Raw genomic sequence first — 23572 nt, 5'->3', positions numbered from 1 at the left:
TTCTGAGGCGGCCCCGCTGGAGGCCGCCAGGGCCTGGCCGCTGCGATCACAGGTCATGGGCGCTCCCGTCAGTCGAGCATGGCGCGTTCGAGCGAGCCCAAGGCGACGCGGGCATCCCACGCGGCGATGCGGCGCTCGGTCTTCCATGTCTGGAAGAACCACCCGCGTGCGTCACCAAAGGAGGCGAGCTGGTTTGAGATGAACACGCGCTCGTAGGCGGCGCGGCCCTCGGGAGTGACCGATGCGTTGGCAAAGACCGCTGCTCCCGACCACTCGCCCACGATTGCCGGGAAGCCGGCTTGGCGCGCCTCATGGATGAGGCGGCGGTTGCGGGCGATCGCCGAGGAGAGGCCGCGCGGGCCGGTGATGTCCTGGGCGGTCTCGTCGCGATAGTGGTAAAGGTGCACATCCATGCACACGTTGGCATATTGCGAGCCACGCATGAAATGCTTCCAGGCGCCGGGGTGTCCCGATGCCGAGAAGACCACCATCTTGTCCTCGTCCATATGCATGCGGACGAGTTCGTACGCGTCACGATAGAAGTTGCGCAGATAGTGGCTGGGAATGCCCTCGGTCATCGTAAAGATGTTCTTTCGAACGCTCATGATGGGCGAGTCCAGAAGCTCGATGCCCAGAAGGTTGGGGCGGGATCCGTAGCGCGTCGCGAGGCGCTCGAGCACGCTGAGCGCGATGTGGCGGCCGTTGGCAGAGGAGTGCCAATCCGCCGTGGAGCGCGGGGTGGAGGCGGTGTCGTTGGAGTCGCCCTGCCCGCCCGGCACGGTTGCCAGGTCGAGCAGCACGCTCATGCCGTATTTCTCCGACCATTCGAAGGCGCGGTCGATGTAGTCCACCACGGGGATGTAGATCTCGGACTCTCCCTGGGAGCCAAAGGCATACCAAGGAATCTGCAGGCGCACCGCATTGAGACCGATCGCCGACATGCGGCGAAAGTCGTCCTCGGAGATAAAGGTCTCATAATGCTGGCGAACATGTTCGTTGTAGGTGGTGGCACCCAAGGCGGCCTGAAGCTCGGTCTCGTTGGAGGCGCCGGTTGCCGCGAACAGCGACGGGGTGACCCACGGTTCGGGGATGAACCATCCAGACAGGTTGACGCCGCGAATCCTTTCCGCCATGTCGTCTCCTTCCTGAGCGAATCATCGCGAAACAAAAAGAGCGCCTGCTATTGACGGCGGGCGCTCTTAACAATCTATGGTGGTCAGAGAGGGAGTCGAACCCCCGACACGAGGATTTTCAGTCCTCTGCTCTACCAACTGAGCTATCTGACCAATAGGCAGCCGTCGAACGGCAGCTAGGTTAGTTTACCAAACCTCTCCAAGGGGTCAAGCGAAATTTGAAAACTTTTTTGCGGGGAGCGATGAGCGCGCCGTGCTCAGAAAAGAACCCGGTGGGTTCCAAGTCGTTTGGAGCGGACGCGCGGACTCGCTCACGCTGCTTGCCTGCGGTATCATATTCCACTGTATGTGTCGGGCAGCCAGGCGATTCGGCTGCCGCGAACAGGGCCCGTCATGAGGGAGAGGATCGCACGACATGGAGCACACCAAGCCTTCCTATTACATCACCACGCCTATCTACTATGTGAATGCCAAGCCCCATCTGGGTACGGCGTACTGCACCGTGATGGCCGACGTCCAGGCTCGCTTCCAGCGTGCCTGCGGCTGCGACGTGAAGTTCCTCACGGGTATGGACGAACATGGCGAGAAGGTCGCCGAGGCGGCGGAGAAGAACGGCTTCGACTCGCCGCAGGCATGGTGCGACTCCATGGAGCCTGCGTTTCGCGATCTGTGGAAGACGCTCAACATCTCCAACGACGACTTCATTCGCACCACCCAGCCGCGCCACGTCGCCGGCGTCCAGAAGTTTCTGAAGACGCTGCTCGATCGCGGCTACATCTATAAGGATGCCTACGACGGCTGGTATTGCCGTCCCGACGAGACCTACTTCACCGAGACCCAGGTGCACCATCATGAGGAGGAGCGCTTGGCCGCCGGCGAGGCGCCGGCGGACCCCGAGCATCCCCTGTGCCCCGACTGCGACCGCCCGCTCGAGCGCATCCAGGAGGAGAGCTGGTTCTTCAAGCTATCCGAGTTCCAGCAGCCGCTGCTTGACTTCTATGAGGCCCACCCCGACTTCATCCAGCCCGAGACGCGCCGCAACGAGGTGCTCTCGTTTGTGAAGGGCGGCCTCAAGGACCTCTCTATCAGCCGTTCCACCTTTGACTGGGGCGTGCCGTTCCCCTTCGATGAGAAGCACGTCGCCTACGTGTGGGTCGACGCGCTCATCAACTATCTCTCCGCCGTGGGCTACGGCGCAGAGGGCGAGGACGCGGCGGACGAGCTCGCCTATCGCTGGCCTGCGCAGGTGCATGTGGTGGGCAAGGACATCATCCGCTTCCACTGCGTGATCTGGCCCGCCCTGCTCATGGCTGCCGGGCTGCCGCTTCCCGAGCGCGTGTTCGTGCACGGATTCTTGACGGTGCGCAACGAGGAGACCGGCAAGATCGAGAAGATGTCCAAGAGCCGCGGCAACGCCATCGCTCCCGAGGAGGTCATCGACCTTCTAGGGGTCGACGCCTACCGCTACTACTTCATGAGCGACGTGGTGCACGGCACAGATGCGCCCATCAGCTGGGGGCGTATGCGCCAGGTCTACAACGCCGATCTAGCCAACAGCTGGGGAAACCTCGTCTCGCGCACGCTCAACATGAGCGCAAAGTACTTTGACGGCTGCGCACCGGCGCGCCCCGCGTCGTTCGATGAGCCCTCCCCGCTGCGCGATGCCTGCCGGGGCATCTTTGAGCGTTATGCCGAGCGCATGAAGGCCATGGACTACGGCGGGGCCGCCTCCGAGGTGCTTTCGATCGTATCGGCTGCAAATCACTACATTGAGGACATGGCGCCCTGGGCGCTTGCGAAAGATCCCGAGAAGGCCGACGAGCTCGCGCTTGTCATCTGGAATCTGCTCGAGGTCATACGAATCGCCTCGGAGCTCTACGACCCCTTCATGCCGAGCATTTCCGCCGAGGTGCGCCGCCGCCTGTCGCTCGCGACCGAGCCTACGGCAGACCTTGCCTCCGCCTGCGCGTGGGGCGGGCTCGCCGGAGGCGCGCCGGTGGAGAAGGGCGATCCCCTCTTCCCGCGTCTTGTCGACTAGCGGCAGACGTTCGAGGAGCGCGGGCCGGTCCGGACTGTTTCGAGCTAGATGAAGAGGAGCGCCTCCGGATGAGGGCAAGGTGCAGGCGGCTGCGCCGGTAAAGCCCGAGTCCGGAGGTGCTTGCGCATGGGGGCGGGCATCACCCTTGCCGGCGTGCTGCCAGCGTCCCATGCGGAGTGCGCGTCGACAATCCATGCGCTTTCGAGGATGGCCGCGACGTCGCCGTGCCTGTCGGATATGATGTTCGCGCTATGCATGAGATAGGAGACCGCCATGACCACCTCGCCCCTTGCGAACCTTTCCGCTACGCGAGAGCTGCTTGATGAGTTCGGCCTTGCCACGAAGCATCGGCTGGGGCAGAACTTCTTGATCGACAACCATGTGATCGAGCACATCTGCCAGCTTGCCGAGCTCGACGGGACGGAGCGGGTGCTCGAGGTCGGCCCCGGCATCGGCACGCTTACGTTGGCGCTGGTGCAGGAGGCCGCGCGCGTGGTCTCGATCGAGATGGACGCGACGCTCGAGCCGGTGCTCGACGCGCACGCCGCCGACCACGACAACTTCCGCTACATCATGGGCGACGCGTTGAAGGTCTCTCCCGCCTTGATAGCGGGTGCTGCGGGCGGCGAGCCCGAGGTCTTCGTGGCGAACCTGCCTTATAACGTGGCGGCAACGATCATCCTTCAGTATTTCGAGACCATGCCGTCGCTCAGGCGCGCCGTGGTCATGGTGCAAAAGGAGGTGGCCGACCGCATCGCCGCCTGTCCGGGCACGAAGGCATTCGGCGCCTATACCGTGAAGCTTTCGCTGTATGGCACGGTGACGGGGCGCTTCGAGGTGCCGCCGCGCTGCTTCATGCCGGCTCCGCATGTGGACTCTGCCGTGGTGCGCATCGACCGATGCCGCCCCGCCGAGGGCGGCGACGGTTCTTCGGGGGCATCGCTCGACCCCCGCGCGGTCGGGCGCGTGGTCGATGCCGCCTTCGCCCAACGTCGCAAGACCATCCGGAACTCTATGGGTGCGAACGGATTTGATAAGCGGGCGCTCGATGCCGCCTTCGAGTCCGCCGGCATCGCTCCGACCGCGCGCGCCGAGACGCTCTCCGTTGAAGACTTTATCCGGCTCGCACGCGCTCTCGAGAGCCTGGCTGGCAGGGAGGTTGATGCTTGATGGCCAAGAAGGGAACATCGGGCCAGGTCGCCTTGGTGGAGCAAGCCGCGGGAGGCGACCCCGCTCTCGAGCGGCATCTTGAGCTCGCCTATCTCAAAAAGGCCCGCGCCGTCCACCTTCCCACCCCGCTCGCCCCCATCTCCGACACCCACGCCCACCTCATGAGCTTCTGGCGCGTCGACCCCGTCTTTGCCCTCGCGCGCGCCGCCAGGGCGGGCGTGAGGAGGCTGGTGAGCATCTGGGATCCTCTGGCGGATGCACGCACGGCCCCTACCGCCGCCGACTTTCACGCGCTGCTGGAGGGCTGGCTGGCAGCGGCGGACGACGCGCTGCGACCCTCTGACGAAGGGGGCCTGCCGGGGCCGTCTCGGGGTGAGCGCGAGCTCTTCGGCCATGTGGGCTATCTCGCGGGCGTCCACCCCTATGGCGCGCCCCGCTATACCGATGAGGTGCATGGGCAGGTGCTCGAGGCGCTCGAAGACCCGCTCTGCCTCGGTGTGGGGGAGATCGGCCTCGACTACCATTTCGATGCCGAGGACGACATCGAGGCGGCTCCACATGATGTGCAGATGGCCTGCATGGCGCGTCAGCTGGCGGTTGCCGTGGAGCGCGAGCTTCCCGTGGAGCTTCATCTAAGAAACGATCCTGCAGACGAGGCGCGCGCCGCCCATGCGGACGCCTACAGGGTGCTTCAAGAGGTCGGCGTGCCCAAGGCGGGCTGCGTGCTCCACTGTTTTGGCGAAGACCGCGCCACCATGGAGCGCTTCGTCGAGCTGGGCTGCTCCATCGCCTTTGGCGGGGCGGCGACGTTTAAGGGCAACGAAGAGGTTCGCGAGGCCTTTGCCGCCGCACCCCTCGACCGCATTGTCTTCGAGACGGACTGCCCCTATATGGCGCCCGAGCCCATCCGTGGGCTGGAGTGCGAGCCCGCCATGATCGCCCTCACGCAGGAGGCGCTTTGCCGGGACCGTGCCGAGCGCACCGGCGAGGATCCCGTCGCGATAGCGCGCTCGGCGTGGGAGAACAGCCTCCGCCTGTTCGGCTAGCTCGTCTGCCCTTTACCAATCAAGTTCGTCAAGCGCCTCGTGGCAGCGCGTGTCCAGGCGCCGTATGGTGCCGCGCATGTCCTGCTCGGTGGCCTCGGGGTGGATGGCGCAGATCGCCCGGGCGCAGCAGGACGCCCCCAAGCTGTCCTTCGAGCAGCTCTCCTATCTCGCAGAGCTCGCCTCGAGGCAGGGAATCGCGCTTGCGAGCCACGATGACGACTCTGTCGAGAAGCTCGACCTCATGCGCGAGCTCGGGTGCACCATTTCAGAGTTCCCCATCTCTCAAGAGGTTGCTGCCGCCGCCTGCGAGCGCGGCATGTATACCGTCATGGGAACGCCGAACATCCTTCTGGGCAAGAGCCATTCGGGAAACCTCTCCGCCCGTGACGCCGTGCGCTCGGGCGTGGCCCGCGCGCTGTGCTCGGACTACTACCCAACGGCCATGCTGCAAAGCGCCTTTGTGCTGCACCACGACTTCAAGCTCCCGCTTGAGCAGGCGTTTGCCATGCTCACCATCAATCCGGCGCGCGCGGTGAAGATCGACGCCGACCTGGGGAGCTTGGAAGAGGGCAAGAAGGCAGACATCCTCGTTGTCCGCGAGGTCGAAGAGGGACAGCGCTCCTATCCGGTGATCACGGCGACGCTCGTGGACGGCCGCGTCGTTTCGCGCATGTGGTATCCGGCGCTGCCGAGGCGTTCAGCGACCCCGAGGCCGTTGAGGCGGAGACCACGCGCATGCTCGAGCATTTCGCGTTCCCCCGTGAGCTGTGGGACCTCTATCCCAACACCTTTTCGGGCGGTGAGAAGCTGCGCCTCAACATCGCCCGCGCCATGGTGTGCCGACCGCGCCTGCTGCTGCTCGACGAACCCACGGCGAGCCTCGACAACGCGAGCAAGGTGCGCGTGCGCGACCTGATCGAGCAGCTCAAGGCCGGGGGAACCACGATGCTCGGCATCTTCCACGACCTCGAGTTCATGGAAGGCGTCTGCGATCGCGAATACAATATGCAGGCAGGGGGTTTCGTGACCGAGTGAAGCGGGTGGTTCATGGTGAGAAGTGATGCGGACGGCGCCTTCGCGGGGCATCGTCCTCCTGTGGAGGAGGGGACGATTCGCGTGGCGACGGCTTCCGATGCTCGTGCGCTCCATCGGCTCATCTGCGATCTCGAGCGCACTGAGTTCGACTACGACTCATTCTGCCGACGCTTCGAGAGCCAGCTCGCCGACGCGAGCCATACATGCCTCGTCTTCGAGCATGAAGACGAGGTCGAAGGCATGCTCAATCTGCAGATCTCCTCAAGGCTGCATCACGAGCGCCCCGTCGCCGAGGTGCTCGAATGCGTGGTCGGTGGCAAGGCACGCGGTCGGCGAATCGGAGCACGGCTGCTTCGACGTGCCCGCGAGATCGCCTGCGAGGCGGGCTGCGAGCTCATCGAGGTCACCTCGAATCTCGCTCGTACGGACGCCCATCGCTTCTACGAGCGAGAGGGGATGGCCAGGACCCACCTCCACTTAACGATGCCGCTCTAGTACCGGTCGGATTCATCGAAAGACAGGAGGGATCTTCGATGTGTGGACACGAGGCTGCCGGTTCGTATGACCTGCACAACCATTCGGTTTTTTCTGACGGCTCCTGCTCGGTGGGGGAGCTGATCGACCGGGCCCGCGCCGTGGGGCTCGCCGGCATGGCGGTGACAGACCACGACAGCCTGACGCAGCTCTCCGCCGTGCGCTCCCAAGCGCGCGCGGCAGGGTTTCCCGTGCTGGCTGGCGTCGAGGTGTCGGCGGCATGTTCTGCCACGGGGCGAAAGGTGCATATCCTGGGCTTCGGGCTTGAGGCGACCCGAGATGGGTCCGGCCCGCTTGAGCGCCTGGTCGCGCCCACCCTCAACGCCCGGGCAGCGAACACGCTTTGGCAGGCGTGGACCATTGTGAGGACGCTGCGCGGCGGCGAGGACCCGCGCGAGGCGCTCGCCTTGGCCTGCGTGGCCGACGCCGAGCTGTGCGACCCGTCCTTCTCGCTCGATGCCCTTGAGCGCGTCTGCTCAGACGGGACCGCTCCCTATAAGCAGCACATCATGGAGGCCCTCACCCATCTTCCCTATACCGACCCCTCGTATCAGCGCATCTATCGCAGCATCTTCAAAGGGTCGGGCATTGCAGTGCGCGACATCGGATATCCCGAGGCGACAGACGCCGTGCGAGCCATTCGTGAGCAGGGCGGCGTTCCCGTGCTGGCGCACCCCGCCCAGATGGATTCATGGTCATTGGTGCCAGAGTTGGTCGATGCGGGCCTTTTGGGCATCGAGGTGTATCACCCAGACCACGGCCCCGACGACGAGGAGCGCTCGCGCGGGCTGGCAAGTGAGTACGGTCTTTTCATGACCGGAGGCAGCGACTATCACGGCCGCAACGGCGCCCCTTCCGGCGTCGGTGTGCGTTGCATCGCCCCGGACGAGGCGGGAGGTGCCGTGGCGGAGCTCTTTGAACGTGAGGCAGAGCTCGGCTGAGGTCCCATGCCGCTCGAGAGGCGCTGCCTTCCACACACGGCGGCATGACTCTCACGCCCTTCAGCCCTTGCTGCATGCAAGCTCGATGGCACATCGGTCCCCGTAGCGCCTCGGACGCATTGTTTCCTGCGGCGTTCCCGCGGCGTTTCAACTTGTGATGCAGAATGGACGCTAAGCCTTGGATTTTTGGCTGTTAGCGTCCATTTTGCTATACAAGTTTGTGAAAGCGTCCGTTTTGCATAGGAAGATGCCGGTGGGTGTCTGCCGATGGGTCTCGTTGATGGGGATTCTGCTGATTGGGCCCCTGCCGATGGGGCCTCGCTGGTTGGGGCAACGCGGGCGTCGCGGAGGAGCCGTCGCGGCTCTTCCGGTGCCGCTACACCTCGGGTGCGGTTGCGAAGACCTCTTCAGGCGCGGCGGTAGGCTCGCCGGTGAGGGTGCGCACCAGCCGATCGAGTTGGACCAGCACCCATTCCACGGGGTTGGGCGCCGCCACGTCCTCGGCGGAGACGAGCTCAACTTCGGCGACGGACTGCCCGTCTTGGGTGATGGTCAGGGTGCCGGCAGGATCTCCGACATGGACATCTCCCGAAAAGGATGCCAGATCGCATGTCATCTGGGCTTCGTCGCCCAAGGTGAACAGCGAAGCGGTGGCGGCGGGGTCGGCGGCAATTACATCGACCGACTTGTCAGACCAGTCGGTGTGGGTGGCGCGTGCGACAAGCTGCTCGCCGGCCAAGGTGGTTCTGCTGGATGTGACGGCCGGCACGTTTTCCGTGTGATCGTAGTACCAGTCCGCCAGGGTCATGGTGTCGACGAATCGCGTGTCGTCGGCCCACGACTCGGCCCCCGAGGTCATGGGGTCTCCAAGAACCACGGTATAGATCTCGTTTCCATCGCGGTCGAAGGCCCCCGCGAAGCAGGCGCCCGCGTCTTCGGTGGTTCCCGTCTTCACGCCTATGTTGCCTTCGACGCCTAGCAGCAGGTTCGCTTCACGAAGCTCGACCGTGCGGGGAGTCCCGTCCGCCGAGGTCACCTGGATGCTCGTGGCTCCGGACCCCACGATTGAGCGGAACGTGTCGTTGCGCATGGCGTAGGCGACCATGAGCGCGACGTCCGAGGCGGTTGAGTGCAGGTCGCCCTCCCAGTCGTCGAAGTCGAGGCCGTGGGGATTGGTGAAGAGCGTGTCTGCCATGCCGAGCTCGGCGGCCTTGGCGTTCATGGCGTCCACGAACGTGGCGAGTGGATCCGCCGTCGACGGATCGAGAAGCGGGCCGAGCGTGGAGGCGATGGCCATGGCGGCGTCGTTGCCCGACGGGACCATCAGGCCGCGCAAGGCATCTTCAAGCGTGAGGGTCTCCCCCTCGCGGAGTCCCGCGGAGGACTCGCCGACCGTCGCCGCGGCCTCATCGACCGTGACGACGGTGTCGAGCGGCGCATTCTCAAGCGCCACGATGGCGGTCATGATCTTGGTGATCGAGGCGATCTCGCGCTGCTCGCTGGCGCTCCGGGCGTAGAGGACCTGGCCGTCATCGGTGGCGACCAGCGCGCTGGGGGCGCTGATGTTGGGGAGGTCGGCATCCTGGATGCCACGGTCTGATGCCGCTTCTCCGCAGACGAGGTCGGCACGTTGGATTTGTGCCCATGCGGAGGCCGGGGAGCCGGCAACGAGCATGGCGACAAAGGCGGCTGCCGCAATGCGGCTGCCTGTGCGTGGGAGTGAGCTGTTGCGACGGTGTGGTGCGTTGCTGAGTTCGGTCATGGATGTCGGTCTTTCTCACGGGTGCGGCCATGTGCGGGCGCCGGGCTTGGACGCCTCGGCTGCGTGGCTGCGAAAAGTATACCGAGGTTATGGATGCTTTGCGAGGTCTCAAGACCGGGCTTAAAGTAAGCTTAAAGTCTTCCGGCCTTGGCATGTCCGATGCGATGCGTCGGGCATAATGGGGCGAGAAGGGGGCACGCTGTGAATACGAGAATCCTTGTTGTTGATGACGAGAAGACCATCACCGACCTTGTTGGCATCTATCTGCGCAACGAGGGCTACGAGGTCACGTTGGCCTACAACGGCGCCGACGCGGCGCGCGCCATCCTCTCGCAAGAGTTCGATCTGGCGATCCTCGACATCATGCTTCCGGATATCGACGGCTACGAGCTCCTGCGCACCATTCGTGCCGAGCACACCTATCCCGTGATCATGCTCACCGCGCGCGATTCGCAGACCGATAAGATCGAGGGGCTCACGCTGGGCGCCGACGACTACGTGGTCAAGCCGTTTCGTCCTCTCGAGCTCGTGGCGCGCGTGAAGGCTCAGCTGAGGCGCTACACCAGCTATGGCAGCCGCGTGCAGGCAGAAGACTCGCAGCTGCTCTCGGTAAACGGGCTCACCATCAATCGTGACGCGCGCTCGGTGACCGTTGACGAGAAGCCCGTGCGGACCACGCCGCTCGAATATTCGATCCTGCTCTACCTTGTGGAGCACCGCGGCAAGGTGGTGCCGGTCGAGGAGCTCTTCCGTGCGGTCTGGGGCGAAGAGTTCATGTCGACCTCGAACAACACCGTGATGGTCCACATTCGCCATCTTCGCGAGAAGATCGGCGACGACGCCCAGAACCCTCGCTACATCAAGAATATCTGGGGCGTAGGCTACACCATCGAGTAGGCGAAATACGCTCCCAGACGCTATCTGCCGCTCGTCGTGAGGCGATAAGGTCGACGATCTTGACCGATATGCCGACGATGCCGATCGCGTCATCTTCGGCCCCGAGGCGCTCGGCGAGGGGGTGCGTCTGGCGTTCGTGGTGAAGGACGACGCCATCATCGAGCTCTACGAAGAAAAGTAAGTCGTTCGGCCATGCGTCATCTGGGGGACGGCGACGTCACGGCCCGTTCCCTCGCGCTGCCGTATGCATGGCTCTGCTGGGTGGCAGAGGCGAGGCTCAACGTTCGGCCGGCCTTCCTTTTGGCGGGAAGGCCGGCCGACTGCTGTCTCGGCATGCCGAATGCGCCGCAAAACGGGCGGTATATAGAACAGCCCTGCTTGCCACCAAGTATTAAGCAAGTCTTTCGTAGGCCGCGTCTCGTCGGCTTTCTATACTTTGGTTCAGAAATACCGTCGGCATATGATTCGGCGCCCGCGCGGCTCACGTGCGAGGAGCGGCCGAAGCGATAAGTAGGGATACGCGTGAAGCTTAAGAACAGCTCCCAATCAAGGCAGGCACATGCACCGGTCAACCCTGTGACCGGACGGCCCAACGGCGCAGCATCGAGCGGCGGGGTCGCGACACCGGGCACGAAGACGGGGCAGCACCCGTCGGCGGGTGTTTGCGAAGCAGAAGGCGGCACGGCGTCGAGCGTTTCCGCCGGCATGGCGGACGGCCAGCCCGGCTCGGCGACCGCGGGTTCTCGCCGGGCGGCAGAGGCCGCCGCATCTGACTCGGTCTCGTCTGCGCATCGCACGGTCTCAGACACGTCCGCGTCTGACCAAGGGGGCACGACGTCGCGTGCAGGGCACGGCGACGTCTCCGCGGTCTCGGGCGGAGACGCCTCGTCGGTCATCGCCGCCGCCGAGGCGAGTGCCGGAACCGGGCAGTTTGCCGAGAGCACCATATCGGCGGATGCCCAGCAGCTGCAGGATATGATCGGACAGGGTGCCGCGGACTCGAACGCGGAGCTTCTCGAGCGCGTGCGTCGCGTGGTGGACAACCGCATCGTGTCGATCGTGATGCTGTTCATCCTGTTGGTGGTCCTTGTCGGCGTCGAGAACATCCTGATGTTCTTGGCGTTCATGCTGGTCGGCTACATCCTCATCGACCGCTTCGTCAACGTGCGTCGATGCATCGTCATGGGCGGCCTTTCCTGGCTGTTTGTGATCTTTGTCGGCCGCATGATCGCGGAAAGCGCCCAGGGGCCCATCGTATTCGGGATCGACTACCTCTTTATGTTCTGCGGGTTCTTGCTGGCGCTCGCGGTCTGCGCCGCGTTCTTCGCTGGCCGATACATGTACTATCGCGGGGTCGATACCGGCAAGGCGCAGGCGGATCGCGACATCGCCCAGCATATGGTGGACCGCCTCATCGAGCGCCCGGGCGATTGGAGCGGGCTCGACGGCGACTATTTGGAGGTCGAGTCTACGCTCAACCGCGTGCGCGAGCGCGAGCGCATGGCGCAGCAGGCATTGCGCGACGAGGCTCGTCGCAAGGACGACCTGGTCACCTACCTTGCCCATGATCTAAAGACCCCGCTTGCCTCGGTGGTGGGCTATCTGTCGCTTCTCGAAGAGGCCCCGGACCTCCCCGTCAAGCAGCGTGCGCACTTCACGGGCATCGCGCTCGAGAAGGCGCACCGTCTGGACATCCTCATCGAGGAGTTTTTCGATATCACGCGATTCGATTTCCACGACATCGTGCTCACGCGCGGGTATGTGGACTTGAACCTCATGCTCTCCCAGGTTGCCGAGGAGTTTTATCCCACCCTTGCCGAGCAGCACAAAGAGGCGCACATCGACGTTCCGGCGGGGCTCACGGTGCTCGTGGACGGTGACAAGATGGCGCGCGTGTTCAACAACGTCATGAAAAACGCCATCGCCTACAGCTACGAGGGGTCGACGATCATGGTATCGGCGCGCCAGGAGGGCGAAACGGTGTGCATCAAGTTCCAGAACCAAGGCGATCCCATTCCGGCTCCAAAGCTCAAGGTGATTTTCGAGAAGTTCTACCGGCTGGATGCGGCGCGTGCCACCAACCGAGGCGGGGCGGGCCTGGGCCTTGCCATCGCAAAGGAGATCGTGACCGCGCACAACGGCACCATCGAATGCACCTCCACGCCCGAGGCGACTGTCTTCACCATCGTGCTGCCCATGTAGGGCGAGGGATGCCCCCGCCACAGAATTTGCTCCGCCTTTGTGGCGCGGCATGCCCGCCTGTGACCTTACACGCTCCTGACAATGCGTTTTCAGCCGCATGAAACGTGCAACGTACCATCAACAAGGCTATATGACGTTTCATGCGAGGAGGCACTCAGATTGTCTACAGCTGATTCTAAGGAATGGATGGACGCGGTGAACGCGGCGCATGCGGCAGAGATGGGCCAGGTCGTACCGGAGTCCTCTCCACGCGACGAGCATCCGGTGTGCCTTTCGGTTGAGCACCTCGACCTGTTCTACGGTGACCACCACGCGCTCAAGGACGTCTCGATCGACATCCGCGAACGTGAGATCACCTCGTTCATCGGCCCGTCCGGATGCGGCAAGTCCACGCTGCTGCGTTGCTTTGACCGCATGAACGACATGGTGAAGGATTGCCGCATCGAGGGAAAGATCACCCTCGACGGCGACGATATCTACCAGGACTACAACGTCACCCGCCTGCGCCAGCAGGTGGGCATGGTCTTCCAGCGCCCCAACCCCTTCCCCATGAGCATCTACGACAACGTCGCCTACGGCCCGCGCGGCCTTGGCATCAAGAGCCGCTCCGAGCTCGACGGCATCGTCGAGGAGTCGCTCAAGCGCGCGGCGCTGTGGGACGAGGTCAAGGACAAGCTCAAGCAGTCCGGCCTGGGCCTTTCGGGCGGCCAGCAGCAGCGCATGTGCATCGCGCGCGCCATCGCGGTGAAGCCGAGGGTGCTTCTTATGGACGAGCCCACCTCGGCGCTCGACCCGGTCTCCACCCTTATGGTCGAGCAGCTCGCGGTCGAGCTCAAGGAGAACTACACCTTGGTTGTGGTGACGCACAACATGCAGCAGGCGTCGCGCATCTCGGATTCCGTGGCGTTCTTCCTGCTGGGCGAGCTCGTCGAGCATGCGCCCACCAAGGAGCTCTTCAGCGCCCCGAAGGATAAGCGCACCTCGGACTACCTCACCGGCCGCTTCGGCTGATCGCGGGGGCGCGCCGGGTTCACCAGGCGCACCCTATCTCGGGTGGCGCGGATCGGCGGGCCTCGTCTTGTCCCGTGCCGCAATGGGTCTGGTGTGGTCGCAGTCCCCGGGCTTGCCCGGCGGGCGACGTAAAACATATGGTATCGACATGCCCGGGTCGCGAAGGCGTCCGGGCATGCGGTGTAAGATGAGCTATAGCATGCCCCCATAGAGACTTCTGTGGTTTGGAGTGACAGGTTCGATGATCTACTACGTCGAGGATGACGACAACATTCGCGGGCTCACCCTGTATGCGCTGCACCAGCAGGGCATCGAGGCCGAGGGCTTCTCGTGCGATAGCGAGTTCAAGGCTGCCGTTGCCCGAAGGGTGCCCGACGCGGTACTGCTGGACATCATGCTGCCCGACACCGACGGCCTCGAGATCCTACGTCGTCTTCGTGCGGACCAGGAGACGGCGACCGTGCCCATCATGATGCTGACGGCAAAAGACACCGAGCTCGACAAGGTCGTTGCGCTCGATGGCGGCGCCGACGACTACCTCGCAAAGCCGTTCTCGCTCATGGAGCTCACCAGCCGGTGCCGCGCGCTGCTGAGGCGCGGCGGCATGACCAAGAAGCCGACCGACGTCCTGGCAAACTCCGGCATCGTGCTGTCGCCGAGCCACCGAGAGGTCTCGGTCGACGGCCATGAGGTCAAGCTCACCCTTCGAGAGTTCGACCTGCTGGAGTTCCTCATGCGCAAGCCCGGCGTTGTCTTCACGCGCGAGGCGCTGCTGCAAAGCGTGTGGGGCTGGGACTTCGACGGCGGCTCGCGCACCGTCGACGTCCATGTGCAGACGCTCCGCCAAAAGCTCGGCGACCGCTCTACCTGCATCGAAACGGTGCGTGGCGTGGGATATCGCTTCGCTGATCGCTCGGCGTGATGCCTGTGAGCGCGCTCGCAGCCAAGCACACGCTTTCGCGCCGTGTTTTCGGCACGGTGTTTTCGGTCGCATTTATCGGCATCGCGGTATTTGCCATCGCCGGCACGGTCTTTTTGCACGCCAACCTGGCGCGTTCTACCAAAAACGAGCTCTATGACGAGGTCGAGATCGTTGCCACGGCGCTCAACAGCGCCGAGGACGATGTCGCCATGCTCAAGAACATGAAGTTCGATTCCAAGCGCGTGACGCTCATCGATGTGGGCGGCGACGTCATCTACGATAGCGAGGAATCCGAGTCGCTCATGGAAAACCATGAGAATCGTCCCGAGATCGAAGAGGCCAGGGCGGAGGGCCATGGCTCGGCCGAGCGATCGTCATCGACGCTTGGCGAGGTCATGCTCTATGAAGCCGTGGCGCTTGATAACGGGCAGGTGGTGCGCCTGGCCGAGGCGCAAGAGGGCCTCATCGCCATATTGGCGTCGTTTGTGGCGCCGCTCATTTTGATTGCGGTCATCGTGCTCGTGGTGTCATTTTTTGCCGCGCGCCGCGAGTCGCGTATCATCATCGCTCCGCTGCTTGACGTCGATCTGGACCATCCCAAACGCAACATGGACAACGCCTATTCAGAGATGGTGCCCATGCTGGAGCGCATCGAAAGCCAGCGCAAGGAGCTGAAGCGACAGATGCGCGTGCTTGCGGACAACGATCGCATGCGCCGCGAGTTTACGGCCAACATCACCCATGAGCTTAAGACCCCGCTTACGACCATCTCGGGCTATGCCGAGCTTATTGCGGGCGGAATGGTCGCCGACGATGCCGATCTGCGCGATTTCGGCAGCCGCATCTACCGTGAGGCGGGCAGGCTGACCGCGTTGGTCAACGACATCCTCACGCTTTCGAATCTCGACGAGGCGGAGCGTTCCGACCATGCGGATTCGACGAGCATCTTGGGCTCCATGGAGCCGGTCGATCTGCCGCGGATGCTTGATTCGGTGATGCAGCGCCTGGAGCAGGTCGCCAAAAAGGGCGAGGTCACCATTGTGTGTGACCCGCATCCCTCGATGGTCGTGGGCGTTCCGAGGCTGCTTGACGAGCTTGCCTACAACCTTGCGAGCAATGCCATCCGATACAACCTGCCAGGAGGCAAGGTGACGCTTGCCTGCGGCATGGATGAGGCGAAGCGCCCCTATATCCAGGTCATCGATACGGGCATCGGTATCGCGCCCGAGGAGCAGGACAAGGTATTCGAGCGCTTCTACCGCGTGGACAAAAGTCGTTCGAAAGCTCGTGGCGGCACCGGCCTTGGTCTCGCCATCGTGAAGCACGCGGCTTCATTCCACGGCGCAAACATCGACCTCGCGAGCGAGCTGGGGCAGGGGACGTGCATCACCGTGACCTTCCCCGTACAGGTCTGGCCCGATATGGGCGAAGGCGCTTCTCCCGTCGTCCTAGACGCCACGACGGCGTAGCCGCTGCTTGCCTGTTCTAGAGCGTCGAGTCCAACCAGTTGGTTTCGCAGCCCAGAATTTCCTGGTGGGTGGTGCCTGCCTTGCCATCCAGAAGGTCGAGCAGCATTTCGCATGCGCGCTGGCCGACCTCGCGCACCGGCTCCACGACGGTAGAGATGGAAGGCGTCGTCAGACATGTCCAATCGGAGTTGTTGATGCCCAGAAGTCCAATCTGCTGCGGCATGAGGTGCGCCATGGGCAGAAGCGCCTGGTATACGCGACCGAGCGCCCATTGATTCTGAACAAAGACGAGCGTCTTGCGCGCTAGGGTGCGCGCGAGTCGCGTCGGGACTCAGAAAACCTCCAAACGCAGATAGCGCCCCCGCTTTTTTCGGGCGCGTCTGCTAAGCTGTACGTGGGAGCCCTATCTCTGCCTAGGTACGGTCTTTTCCCACGTGTTCCCTATCGGTATACAAGTGAAAGGTCGTTCATCATGAAGTTCTTCATCGACACCGCTGACCTCGGCGAGATCGCCGAGGCCAAGAGCTGGGGCTGCCTCGCCGGCGTCACCACCAACCCGTCGCTCTACGCCCGCACGGGCGGCAGGCTCGCCGACTTCGAGCCGCACATGCTCAAGATCGCCGAGCTCTGCAAGGGCCTGCCCGTCTCCGCCGAGTCCACCGCCACCACGGCCGAGGGCATGATCGAGGAGGGCAAGCGCCTCGCCGCCCTCGCCCCCAACATCGTCGTGAAGCTCCCCGTGTGCGAGGCCGGCCTCGCCGCCTGCCGCGCGCTCGCCGACGCGGGCGTGCGCGTCAACATGACGCTCGTGTTCTCCGCCCCGCAGGCACTGCTCGCCGCCAACGCCGGCGCGCGCTACATCTCGCCGTTCGTGGGCCGCTTCGACGACATCGCCGAGGACGGCATCGAGCAGCTCGCCAACGTGGTGACCTGCATCAAGAACTACGACTGGGCGGGCAAGAACGTCGACGGCCAGGTCGAGATCATCACCGCCTCGGTGCGCACCCCGAACCACGTGACCCAGGCGGCGCTGCTCGGCGCCGACATCGCCACGGTGCCGTTCGCCGCGCTCAAGAAGTGCCTCAAGCACCCGCTCACCGACCAGGGCCTCGCCAGCTTCGAGGCCGACTGGAAGAAGGTCGTCGAGGCCCAGTAAGCCCTGTCTGACCTAGGTCGCCCGCCGGCGCCCCCAGAGGGGCCCCGGCGGGCATGTCTTGAAAGGAGGCACCTCATGACCGACGACGAGCTCAAGAAGGTCGCAAACGAGGTCCGCAAAGGCGTCATCATCGGCACGCACGCCGCAAAGTCCGGCCATCCGGGCGGTTCTCTCAGCGCCGCGGATGTCATGACGTATCTATATTTTGAAGAGATGAACATCGATCCGACCGACCCCCATAAGGCCGACCGCGATCGCTTTGTGCTATCTAAGGGCCATTGCGCGCCGGGCCTCTACGCCGTGCTCGCCGAGCGGGGCTTCTTCCCCAAGGAGGACCTCGAGACGCTCCGTCACATCGGAAGCCACCTGCAGGGCCATCCCAACATGAACGACACCCCCGGAATCGACATGTCCACCGGCTCGCTCGGCCAGGGCATCTCCGCCGCGGTGGGCATGGCGCTCGCTGCCAAGCACTGGGGCGACGCCTATCGCACCTATGCCCTGCTGGGTGACGGCGAGGTCGAGGAGGGCCAGGTCTGGGAGGCCGCCATGTTTGCGGGCAACCACGAGCTGGACAATCTCTGCATCATCGTCGACCACAACGGCCTGCAGATCGACGGCACCATCGAGGAGGTCAACTCCGCGATGCCCATCGCCGACAAGTTCCGCGCGTTCAAGTTCCACGTGGTCGAGGTCGCGGACGGCAACGACATGGCTCAGCTGCGCGCCGCTTTTGCCGAGGCCCGCGAGACCAAGGGGTCGCCCACCTGCATCGTGCTCGAGACCGTCAAGGGCAAGGGCGTCTCGTTTATGGAGAACCAAGTCGGCTGGCACGGCAAGGCGCCCAACGACGCCGAGTTCGAGCAGGCCATGGCCGAGCTTTCGAAGGAGGCCTAGAGATGGCAGACGTGAAGAAGATCGCCACTCGCCAGAGCTATGGCGAGGCCCTGGTCGAGCTGGGCGCGGAGCACGACGACTTCGTCGTCTTCGACGCCGACCTTGCGGCAGCCACCCAGACGGGCAAGTTCAAGGCGGCCTACCCCGACCGCTTCTTTGACGCGGGTATCGCAGAGTCCAACATGATGGGCCTCGCCGCGGGCGTCGCCACCACCGGCCGCGTCGCGTTTGCGAGCACCTTCGCGATGTTCGCCGCCGGCCGCGCCTTCGAGCAGGTCCGCAACTCCATCGGCTACCCGCACCTCAACGTGAAGATCGGCGCCACGCACGCCGGCATCTCCGTGGGCGAGGACGGCGCCACGCACCAGTGCAACGAGGACATCGCGCTCATGCGTTCCATCCCGGGCATGACGGTCATCGTGCCTGCTGACGACGTCGAGGCGCGCGCCGCCGTGCGCGCCGCGTACGAGCTCGACGGGCCGGTGTACATGCGCTTCGGCCGTCTGGCGACCCCCGTCATCAACGACCGTCCCGACTACAGCTTCGAGGTCGGGCGCGCCATCTGCATGCGCGAGGGCACCGACGTCACCATCGTCGCCTGCGGCCTCATGGTCGCCGCCGCCCTCGAGGCAGCCGAGAAGCTCGCTGCCGACGGCATCGAGGCAGAGGTCATCGACATGCACACCGTGAAGCCGATCGACGCCGAGGCCATCGTCGCCAGCGCGCGCAAGACCGGCAAGGTGGTCACCGCCGAGGAACATTCGGTCATCGGCGGCCTCGGCAGCGCCGTGTGCGACGTGCTCGCCGAGCAGTGCCCCGTCCCGGTGAAGAAGGTCGGCGTGCAGGACGTGTACGGCGAGTCCGGGCCCGCGGTCGACCTGCTCAAGAAGTATGGCCTCGACGCGGACGGCGTCGAGCGCGCCGTGCGCGAGCTGCTTGCGTAGGCTCGATATCTGATTTGGCCGAGGCGCCGCGCTCCTTGGGGCGCGGCGCCTTTTCGTCTCGAAAAGGAGGGGTCTGTGGACATCACGGTCGGGATTGGAAAACGCGACGATGCCTTTGCCGTGCGGCGGGCCGTGTTCATGGAGGAGCAGGGCTACGAGAACGAGTTCGAGCCGCTTGACGATGTGCCGGCATGCATTCATGTGACGGCATATGTTGGCTCCGAGCTGGTCGGATGCGCCCGCACGTTTCCCGAGCCGCTTGAACACAGCTTTGCCCCTGATGCTCCCCATGCCCCTGCATGCTCGTATGATGGCGGCCTTCTGCCCGATGAGGTCTACCTGTTGGGCCGCGTTGCGGTGTTGGCTCCGTGGCGCAGAAGGGGACTGGCGGCGACATTGGTCGTCGAGGCAGAAAGGGCTGCCGTCCGGGCGGGCGCGCGGGTCATGAAGCTTCATGCCCAGGAGTACGTGCAGGACTTGTATCGGAAACTCGGCTATGAGCCCATTGCGCCCGTTGACTATGAAGACGAGGGCCAGCCGCATCTTTGGATGGCGAAGCGGCTCTAGGGTTTCGGCTGCATGGCTTCGGCGCCCCAGCTACACCAAGCTTCCAAAGCGCGTGATGGCGGGCATGAGCTTCTGCATGAGCAGCGCTCGGCGCACGGAAAACGATGCGCTTCGTATGCGCAGGCGCTTGCCCATGGCATGGAATATGTCGGCTACGAGCTGTTCAAAGAGATGCGGTGTGACCAGGTCTTCGTACCAGACGTTTATGATGGTCATTCCTGAGCCGACCAGCTTGTTTTGTCGGCGGTCGTCCCGCTTGGTTCGCTCGATCGAATGCGCTTGGGCACCCTTGTACTCGAGCCCCAACGCTGCGGCTGTAAACGCCACGTCCACCCAGCGCGGACCGGTCGCGGTTGCCATCTTATGGTTAAGCGAGACAGGTCCCAGGCCGTATCCGCCCAGTTTTCGAGGCAAGGTGAACAGCATGCACAGGATGGTTTCCATGGGCGAGTTCGATCCGTCATGCACCAGGGAAAGCGCGGCGCGGGCGCGAGCGACGCCGGGCATGCCGACCAGTCTGCATAGGCATCTGTTTATTTTGGCTGCCGATGTCATGGGGGCATCGGTGTTGGTCATGCCGTCCCACGACTGGTCGAGTACATAGGTTCCGCAGAGTTCATATCCCACAAGGATGAGGTCTATAAGGTCGAAGTCGGTATAGCTTGCCAGGTCGTACAGCAACAGCTCGGGTGACGACGTGCGTATGTCGTCGTTGATGGCGACGAGGGAACGAGGTGGTTGCGGTGTGCTGCGCTTGTGGCAAACCACGCCTTCGCAATGATGCCACGCGGAGGGGTTGCCCACCATGAGGTGGTAGGGTTTGGTTGTAACGCCCAGTCGGGGAAGTTCGTCTTCAAGCCAGGGCGGCGTTTCAATGATCAAGTCATCGGTTCTAGCGGTGCGCGGCTGCTTTAGGAGGTCTGGGACCAGCCTGCCATGGCTTCGGAATAGTTCCAGGGCCGATGGCCCGCAGATGCAGATGCTCATGAGGCTGCCTCCGACTATGAACTGAATAAAAAGACCTAGTATATGAATAGAAATGGGACTGTACTAGAGTGCCTTACGATGTCTTGTGCTGGATGTGGTCAAAAATGGTGACGGTAGAGCAATTCAGCTTCATTCTACCCGCCTCACTAGGGGGTTAGACTATATGTCAAGCACTGTTTGGAGGACTACGTGGTCCTTAAGTAGCTTGTAAGGCCCTGATTTACTCTATGCAGATCCAAAAAAGAGAGGTCGGACTGCTATATCGTCATACTTTTTGACCACATGAGGCGATTGCTATGTTGTGGCGCACTTGCTGTTGGATATGGCGGCGAATCGTGGAGCGCTCTGATGAGTAGTATTGAAATAATCTAAGTGTTACACACTGAGGTTTTATAAGCGCAATGTTGGGTACTATGCTGTAGGAACAACATGACGGCTCCGAAAGGGGTGCTGCGCGAGGCAATGCCTCGCGCAGCAGGTAGAAGGGACAGCAGGTATGCGCCAATTCAAAACCGAGAGCAAAAAGCTTCTCGACCTCATGATCAATTCGATTTACACCAACAAGGAGATTTTCCTCCGCGAGCTGATCTCGAATGCATCCGACGCTGTTGACAAGCTTAACTTTAGAAGTCTTTACGATGAGAGCATCAAGCTTGACGAGGGCGATCTTGCCATCCGCGTTGCGTTTGATCGCGATGCGCGCACCATCACCATTTCGGACAACGGCATCGGCATGACCGAGGAAGAGCTCGAGCGCAATCTCGGTACGATCGCCCATTCGGGGAGCGAGGAGTTCAAGGAGGCGAACGCTCAGAGCCAGGGCGACGCCGTCGACATCATCGGCCAGTTCGGCGTCGGCTTTTACTCCGCGTTTATGGTCGCAAGCAAGGTGCGTGTGGTATCGCGCGCCTACGGAGAGGATGCGGCCCATGTATGGGAGTCCGACGGTCTCGAGGGCTATACCATCGAACCGGGCGAGCGGGCCTCGCATGGCACCGATGTCATTCTGACCGTGCGCGACAACGAGCCCGGCCGCGATGGCGAAGAGGGCGAAAGCTACGATCGCTATCTTTCAGAGTGGGGTTTGAAGGACCTGATCAAGCGGTATAGCAACTACGTGCGCTACCCCATCCAGATGATGGTCACCAAGAGCCGCCAGAAGCCCAAGCCTGAAGACGCTGGCGACGACTACAAGCCGGAGTATGAGGACTATGAGGAGCTTGAGACCATCAACTCCATGACGCCCATCTGGAAGAAGCACAGCTCTGACGTCAGCGAAGAGGACTACAACGAGTTCTATAAGAGCACCTTCCACGACTATGAGGACCCGGCGCGCACGATTTCTTTCCACGCGGAAGGCGCCCTTGAATACGATGCGCTGCTCTTTGTGCCTGGGCGTGCCCCGTTCGACCTGTACAGCAAGGATTACGAGAAGGGCCTGGCGCTGTATAGCTCTAACGTTATGATTATGGAGAAGTGCGCCGAGCTTGTGCCCGATTACTACAACTTTGTGCGCGGCGTGGTCGATTCGGCGGACGTCTCGTTGAACATATCCCGCGAAACCCTGCAGCATGACCGCCAGCTGCGCGCCATTGCGCGCCGCGTCGAGAAGAAGATCACCTCGGAGCTCGAAGACATGCGCGACAACAATCGCGAGGTCTACGAGAAGTTCTTCGAGAACTTTGGCCGCGGCATCAAGTTTGGCATCTATAACAGCTACGGTTCAAAGGCGTCGGAACTCGGCGACCTACTTCTGTTCTGGAGCGCTAAGGAACAGAAGATGGTCACGCTTGCCGAGTATGCCAAGGCGATGCCCGAGGGACAGAAGGCCATCTACTACGCGGTGGGCGATGACCGCGAGCGCCTGGCGAAGATGCCCGTGGTGACGGGCGTGCTCGCGCGCGGCTATGACGTGCTGCTCTGCACGCAGGATGTTGACGAGTTCACGTTCCAGGCCATGCGCGAGTACGTGGCCCGCGACATGCCGAAGGTCTACGAGGGCGATGCGGCGCGCGAGGCTGCGCAGAAGGCCCAGGCCGACGGCGCGGAGCCCGAGGTTGAGGACCGCCGCCTTGAGCTTAAAAACGTTGCGACCGGCGACCTCGATCTTGCCACCGACGACGAGAAGAAGGATGCCGAGGAGGCGACGAAGGAGCACGAGGACCTGTTCGGCGCGCTCAAGGAGGCTCTCGGCGACAAGGTTGAAAAGGTCGCGGTCTCCTCGCGTTTGGTGAACGAAGGCGAGGCGCCTGCATGCATCACGACTGAAGGGCCGGTTTCGCTCGAGATGGAGAAGGTCTTTAAGCAGGGGCCCGAGGGCGGCATGCCCGGGGTTCCGCAGGCCCAGCGCGTGCTCGAGCTCAATGCGAAGCATCCGGTCTTCCAGAAGCTCGTCGCAGCCCAAGATGCCGGCGATTCCGACAAGCTCAAGCTGTATGCAGGCTTGCTGTATGACCAGGCGCTGCTTGTGGAAGGCATGCTGCCCGAAGATCCGGTCGCGTTTGCGCAGAACGTCTGCGAGCTCATGTAGCCCAAGGGCCGCGGGGGCGGCTGAACAGGCTGCCGGCCGCACCATATGCCACCGTAACGTTGGCGCCGTGTCGCAACTAACGGGCACGGCGCCCTTTTGTGACGATCGGGCAATCGGGCCGCGCCGTACGAGATCGCCTCGCGCGGCTCCTTTATGGATGGTCCCCCGATATGCTGCCGCTCAGAGAAGGCTGCGCTTCGTGGCAAGTTCATCACGTGTGTCTAGCACGCGTTTTTAGTACCGGCGTTCCTCGGGGGCGGTACCGACCCTCCGGGGAGACGGTACCGCCCTTCCGCCTATCGGGTACCGGGCGTCAGTCCCAGTAGCCCTT

At 63.2% G+C, this 23572-nt stretch carries 19 protein-coding genes, 1 tRNA gene and 3 pseudogenes; 18 read left to right on the top strand and 5 right to left on the bottom strand.

What is annotated here, in order from left to right; genetic code table 11:
* Nucleotides 1-68: 68 nt before the first annotated feature.
* Entirely contained in the window at nucleotides 69-1133 is a 1065-nt protein-coding gene (locus H6A15_RS08330) for a glycoside hydrolase family 5 protein (protein ID WP_204673290.1), read from the bottom strand.
* 77 nt (nucleotides 1134-1210) lie between these two features.
* Nucleotides 1211-1286: transfer RNA gene (locus tag H6A15_RS08325), tRNA-Phe, on the bottom strand.
* A gap of 262 nt (nucleotides 1287-1548) precedes the next feature.
* On the opposite strand from H6A15_RS08325, the gene metG reads away from it, so the two are divergent.
* From metG to H6A15_RS08295, 8 genes and pseudogenes are all read left to right on the top strand, one after another.
* Nucleotides 1549-3171, top strand: coding sequence for a methionine--tRNA ligase (gene metG / locus H6A15_RS08320; protein ID WP_204673289.1), 1623 nt, complete (start codon nucleotides 1549-1551; stop codon nucleotides 3169-3171).
* 273 nt (nucleotides 3172-3444) lie between these two features.
* Complete coding sequence (rsmA, locus tag H6A15_RS08315; protein ID WP_204673288.1) at nucleotides 3445-4341, top strand: 16S rRNA (adenine(1518)-N(6)/adenine(1519)-N(6))-dimethyltransferase RsmA; 897 nt, start codon at nucleotides 3445-3447, stop codon at nucleotides 4339-4341.
* Complete coding sequence (locus tag H6A15_RS08310; protein ID WP_204673287.1) at nucleotides 4341-5387, top strand: TatD family hydrolase; 1047 nt, start codon at nucleotides 4341-4343, stop codon at nucleotides 5385-5387. Before rsmA ends, H6A15_RS08310 begins: the two co-directional genes overlap by 1 nt.
* A gap of 64 nt (nucleotides 5388-5451) precedes the next feature.
* Nucleotides 5452-6039 (top strand): annotated as a pseudogene (locus H6A15_RS10470) (amidohydrolase family protein); the annotation flags it as partial.
* Nucleotides 6040-6122: 83 nt separating this feature from the next.
* Nucleotides 6123-6203 (top strand): annotated as a pseudogene (locus H6A15_RS10465) (phosphonate C-P lyase system protein PhnL); the annotation flags it as partial.
* Between the two features lie 87 nt (nucleotides 6204-6290).
* Nucleotides 6291-6422 carry a hypothetical protein gene (locus H6A15_RS10575; protein WP_275060846.1) on the top strand — a complete coding sequence of 44 codons (132 nt, stop codon included), beginning with the start codon at nucleotides 6291-6293 and terminating at the stop codon, nucleotides 6420-6422.
* Nucleotides 6423-6434: 12 nt separating this feature from the next.
* Entirely contained in the window at nucleotides 6435-6917 is a 483-nt protein-coding gene (locus H6A15_RS08300; protein WP_204673286.1) for a GNAT family N-acetyltransferase, read from the top strand.
* A gap of 38 nt (nucleotides 6918-6955) precedes the next feature.
* Nucleotides 6956-7897 carry a PHP domain-containing protein gene (locus tag H6A15_RS08295; protein WP_204673285.1) on the top strand — a complete coding sequence of 314 codons (942 nt, stop codon included), beginning with the start codon at nucleotides 6956-6958 and terminating at the stop codon, nucleotides 7895-7897.
* Between the two features lie 376 nt (nucleotides 7898-8273).
* Here H6A15_RS08295 and H6A15_RS08290 read toward each other — a convergent pair whose 3' ends face one another.
* On the bottom strand, nucleotides 8274-9659 hold the full coding sequence (locus tag H6A15_RS08290; protein ID WP_204673284.1) for a D-alanyl-D-alanine carboxypeptidase family protein: 1386 nt from the start codon (nucleotides 9657-9659) through the stop codon (nucleotides 8274-8276).
* Between the two features lie 201 nt (nucleotides 9660-9860).
* On the opposite strand from H6A15_RS08290, the gene H6A15_RS08285 reads away from it, so the two are divergent.
* The 5 genes from H6A15_RS08285 to H6A15_RS08265 all read left to right on the top strand — a co-directional run bounded on the left by H6A15_RS08285 (nucleotide 9861) and on the right by H6A15_RS08265 (nucleotide 16160).
* Nucleotides 9861-10556 (top strand): response regulator transcription factor, encoded by a 696-nt coding sequence (locus tag H6A15_RS08285; RefSeq protein WP_204673283.1) that lies wholly within the window; start codon nucleotides 9861-9863, stop codon nucleotides 10554-10556.
* A gap of 705 nt (nucleotides 10557-11261) precedes the next feature.
* Nucleotides 11262-12758 (top strand): sensor histidine kinase, encoded by a 1497-nt coding sequence (locus H6A15_RS08280; RefSeq protein WP_239462466.1) that lies wholly within the window; start codon nucleotides 11262-11264, stop codon nucleotides 12756-12758.
* A gap of 219 nt (nucleotides 12759-12977) precedes the next feature.
* Nucleotides 12978-13769, top strand: a complete 792-nt coding sequence (pstB, locus tag H6A15_RS08275; protein ID WP_239462473.1) for a phosphate ABC transporter ATP-binding protein PstB — start codon at nucleotides 12978-12980, stop codon at nucleotides 13767-13769.
* Between the two features lie 241 nt (nucleotides 13770-14010).
* Nucleotides 14011-14691: a response regulator transcription factor gene (locus H6A15_RS08270; protein WP_204673282.1), complete on the top strand. Its 681-nt coding sequence runs from the start codon at nucleotides 14011-14013 to the stop codon at nucleotides 14689-14691.
* A complete protein-coding gene (locus H6A15_RS08265; protein ID WP_204673281.1) occupies nucleotides 14691-16160 on the top strand; it encodes a sensor histidine kinase in 1470 nt (489 codons plus the stop codon). The genes H6A15_RS08270 and H6A15_RS08265 overlap by 1 nt, the downstream gene beginning before the upstream one ends.
* Before the next feature lie 16 nt (nucleotides 16161-16176).
* Here H6A15_RS08265 and H6A15_RS08260 read toward each other — a convergent pair.
* A pseudogene (locus tag H6A15_RS08260) lies at nucleotides 16177-16443 on the bottom strand (substrate-binding domain-containing protein); the annotation flags it as partial.
* A gap of 189 nt (nucleotides 16444-16632) precedes the next feature.
* On the opposite strand from H6A15_RS08260, the gene H6A15_RS08255 reads away from it, so the two are divergent.
* The 4 genes from H6A15_RS08255 (at nucleotide 16633) to H6A15_RS08240 (ending at nucleotide 19724) form a co-directional block, all read left to right on the top strand.
* Nucleotides 16633-17316, top strand: a complete 684-nt coding sequence (locus H6A15_RS08255) for a transaldolase family protein (protein ID WP_204673280.1) — start codon at nucleotides 16633-16635, stop codon at nucleotides 17314-17316.
* Nucleotides 17317-17391: 75 nt separating this feature from the next.
* Nucleotides 17392-18213, top strand: coding sequence for a transketolase (locus H6A15_RS08250; RefSeq protein WP_204673279.1), 822 nt, complete (start codon nucleotides 17392-17394; stop codon nucleotides 18211-18213).
* Nucleotides 18214-18215: 2 nt separating this feature from the next.
* Nucleotides 18216-19157, top strand: coding sequence for a transketolase family protein (locus H6A15_RS08245; protein ID WP_204673278.1), 942 nt, complete (start codon nucleotides 18216-18218; stop codon nucleotides 19155-19157).
* A gap of 75 nt (nucleotides 19158-19232) precedes the next feature.
* On the top strand, nucleotides 19233-19724 hold the full coding sequence (locus tag H6A15_RS08240; protein ID WP_204673277.1) for a GNAT family N-acetyltransferase: 492 nt from the start codon (nucleotides 19233-19235) through the stop codon (nucleotides 19722-19724).
* Between the two features lie 30 nt (nucleotides 19725-19754).
* On the opposite strand, the gene H6A15_RS08235 is transcribed toward H6A15_RS08240, so the two are convergent.
* Entirely contained in the window at nucleotides 19755-20606 is an 852-nt protein-coding gene (locus tag H6A15_RS08235) for a hypothetical protein (RefSeq protein WP_204673276.1), read from the bottom strand.
* A 601-nt stretch (nucleotides 20607-21207) separates the two neighbouring features.
* Between H6A15_RS08235 and htpG the strand changes: the two genes are divergently transcribed.
* On the top strand, nucleotides 21208-23241 hold the full coding sequence (htpG, locus tag H6A15_RS08230; protein WP_204673275.1) for a molecular chaperone HtpG: 2034 nt from the start codon (nucleotides 21208-21210) through the stop codon (nucleotides 23239-23241).
* Nucleotides 23242-23572: the final 331 nt, after the last annotated feature.

The sequence above is a fragment of the Enorma phocaeensis genome (assembly GCF_016901575.1).
Taxonomy (GTDB): Bacteria; Actinomycetota; Coriobacteriia; order Coriobacteriales; family Coriobacteriaceae; genus Limicola; species Limicola phocaeensis_A.
Note: the sequence above shows the minus strand (reverse complement) of the source record. Positions and strands in the feature narration are given on the sequence as shown.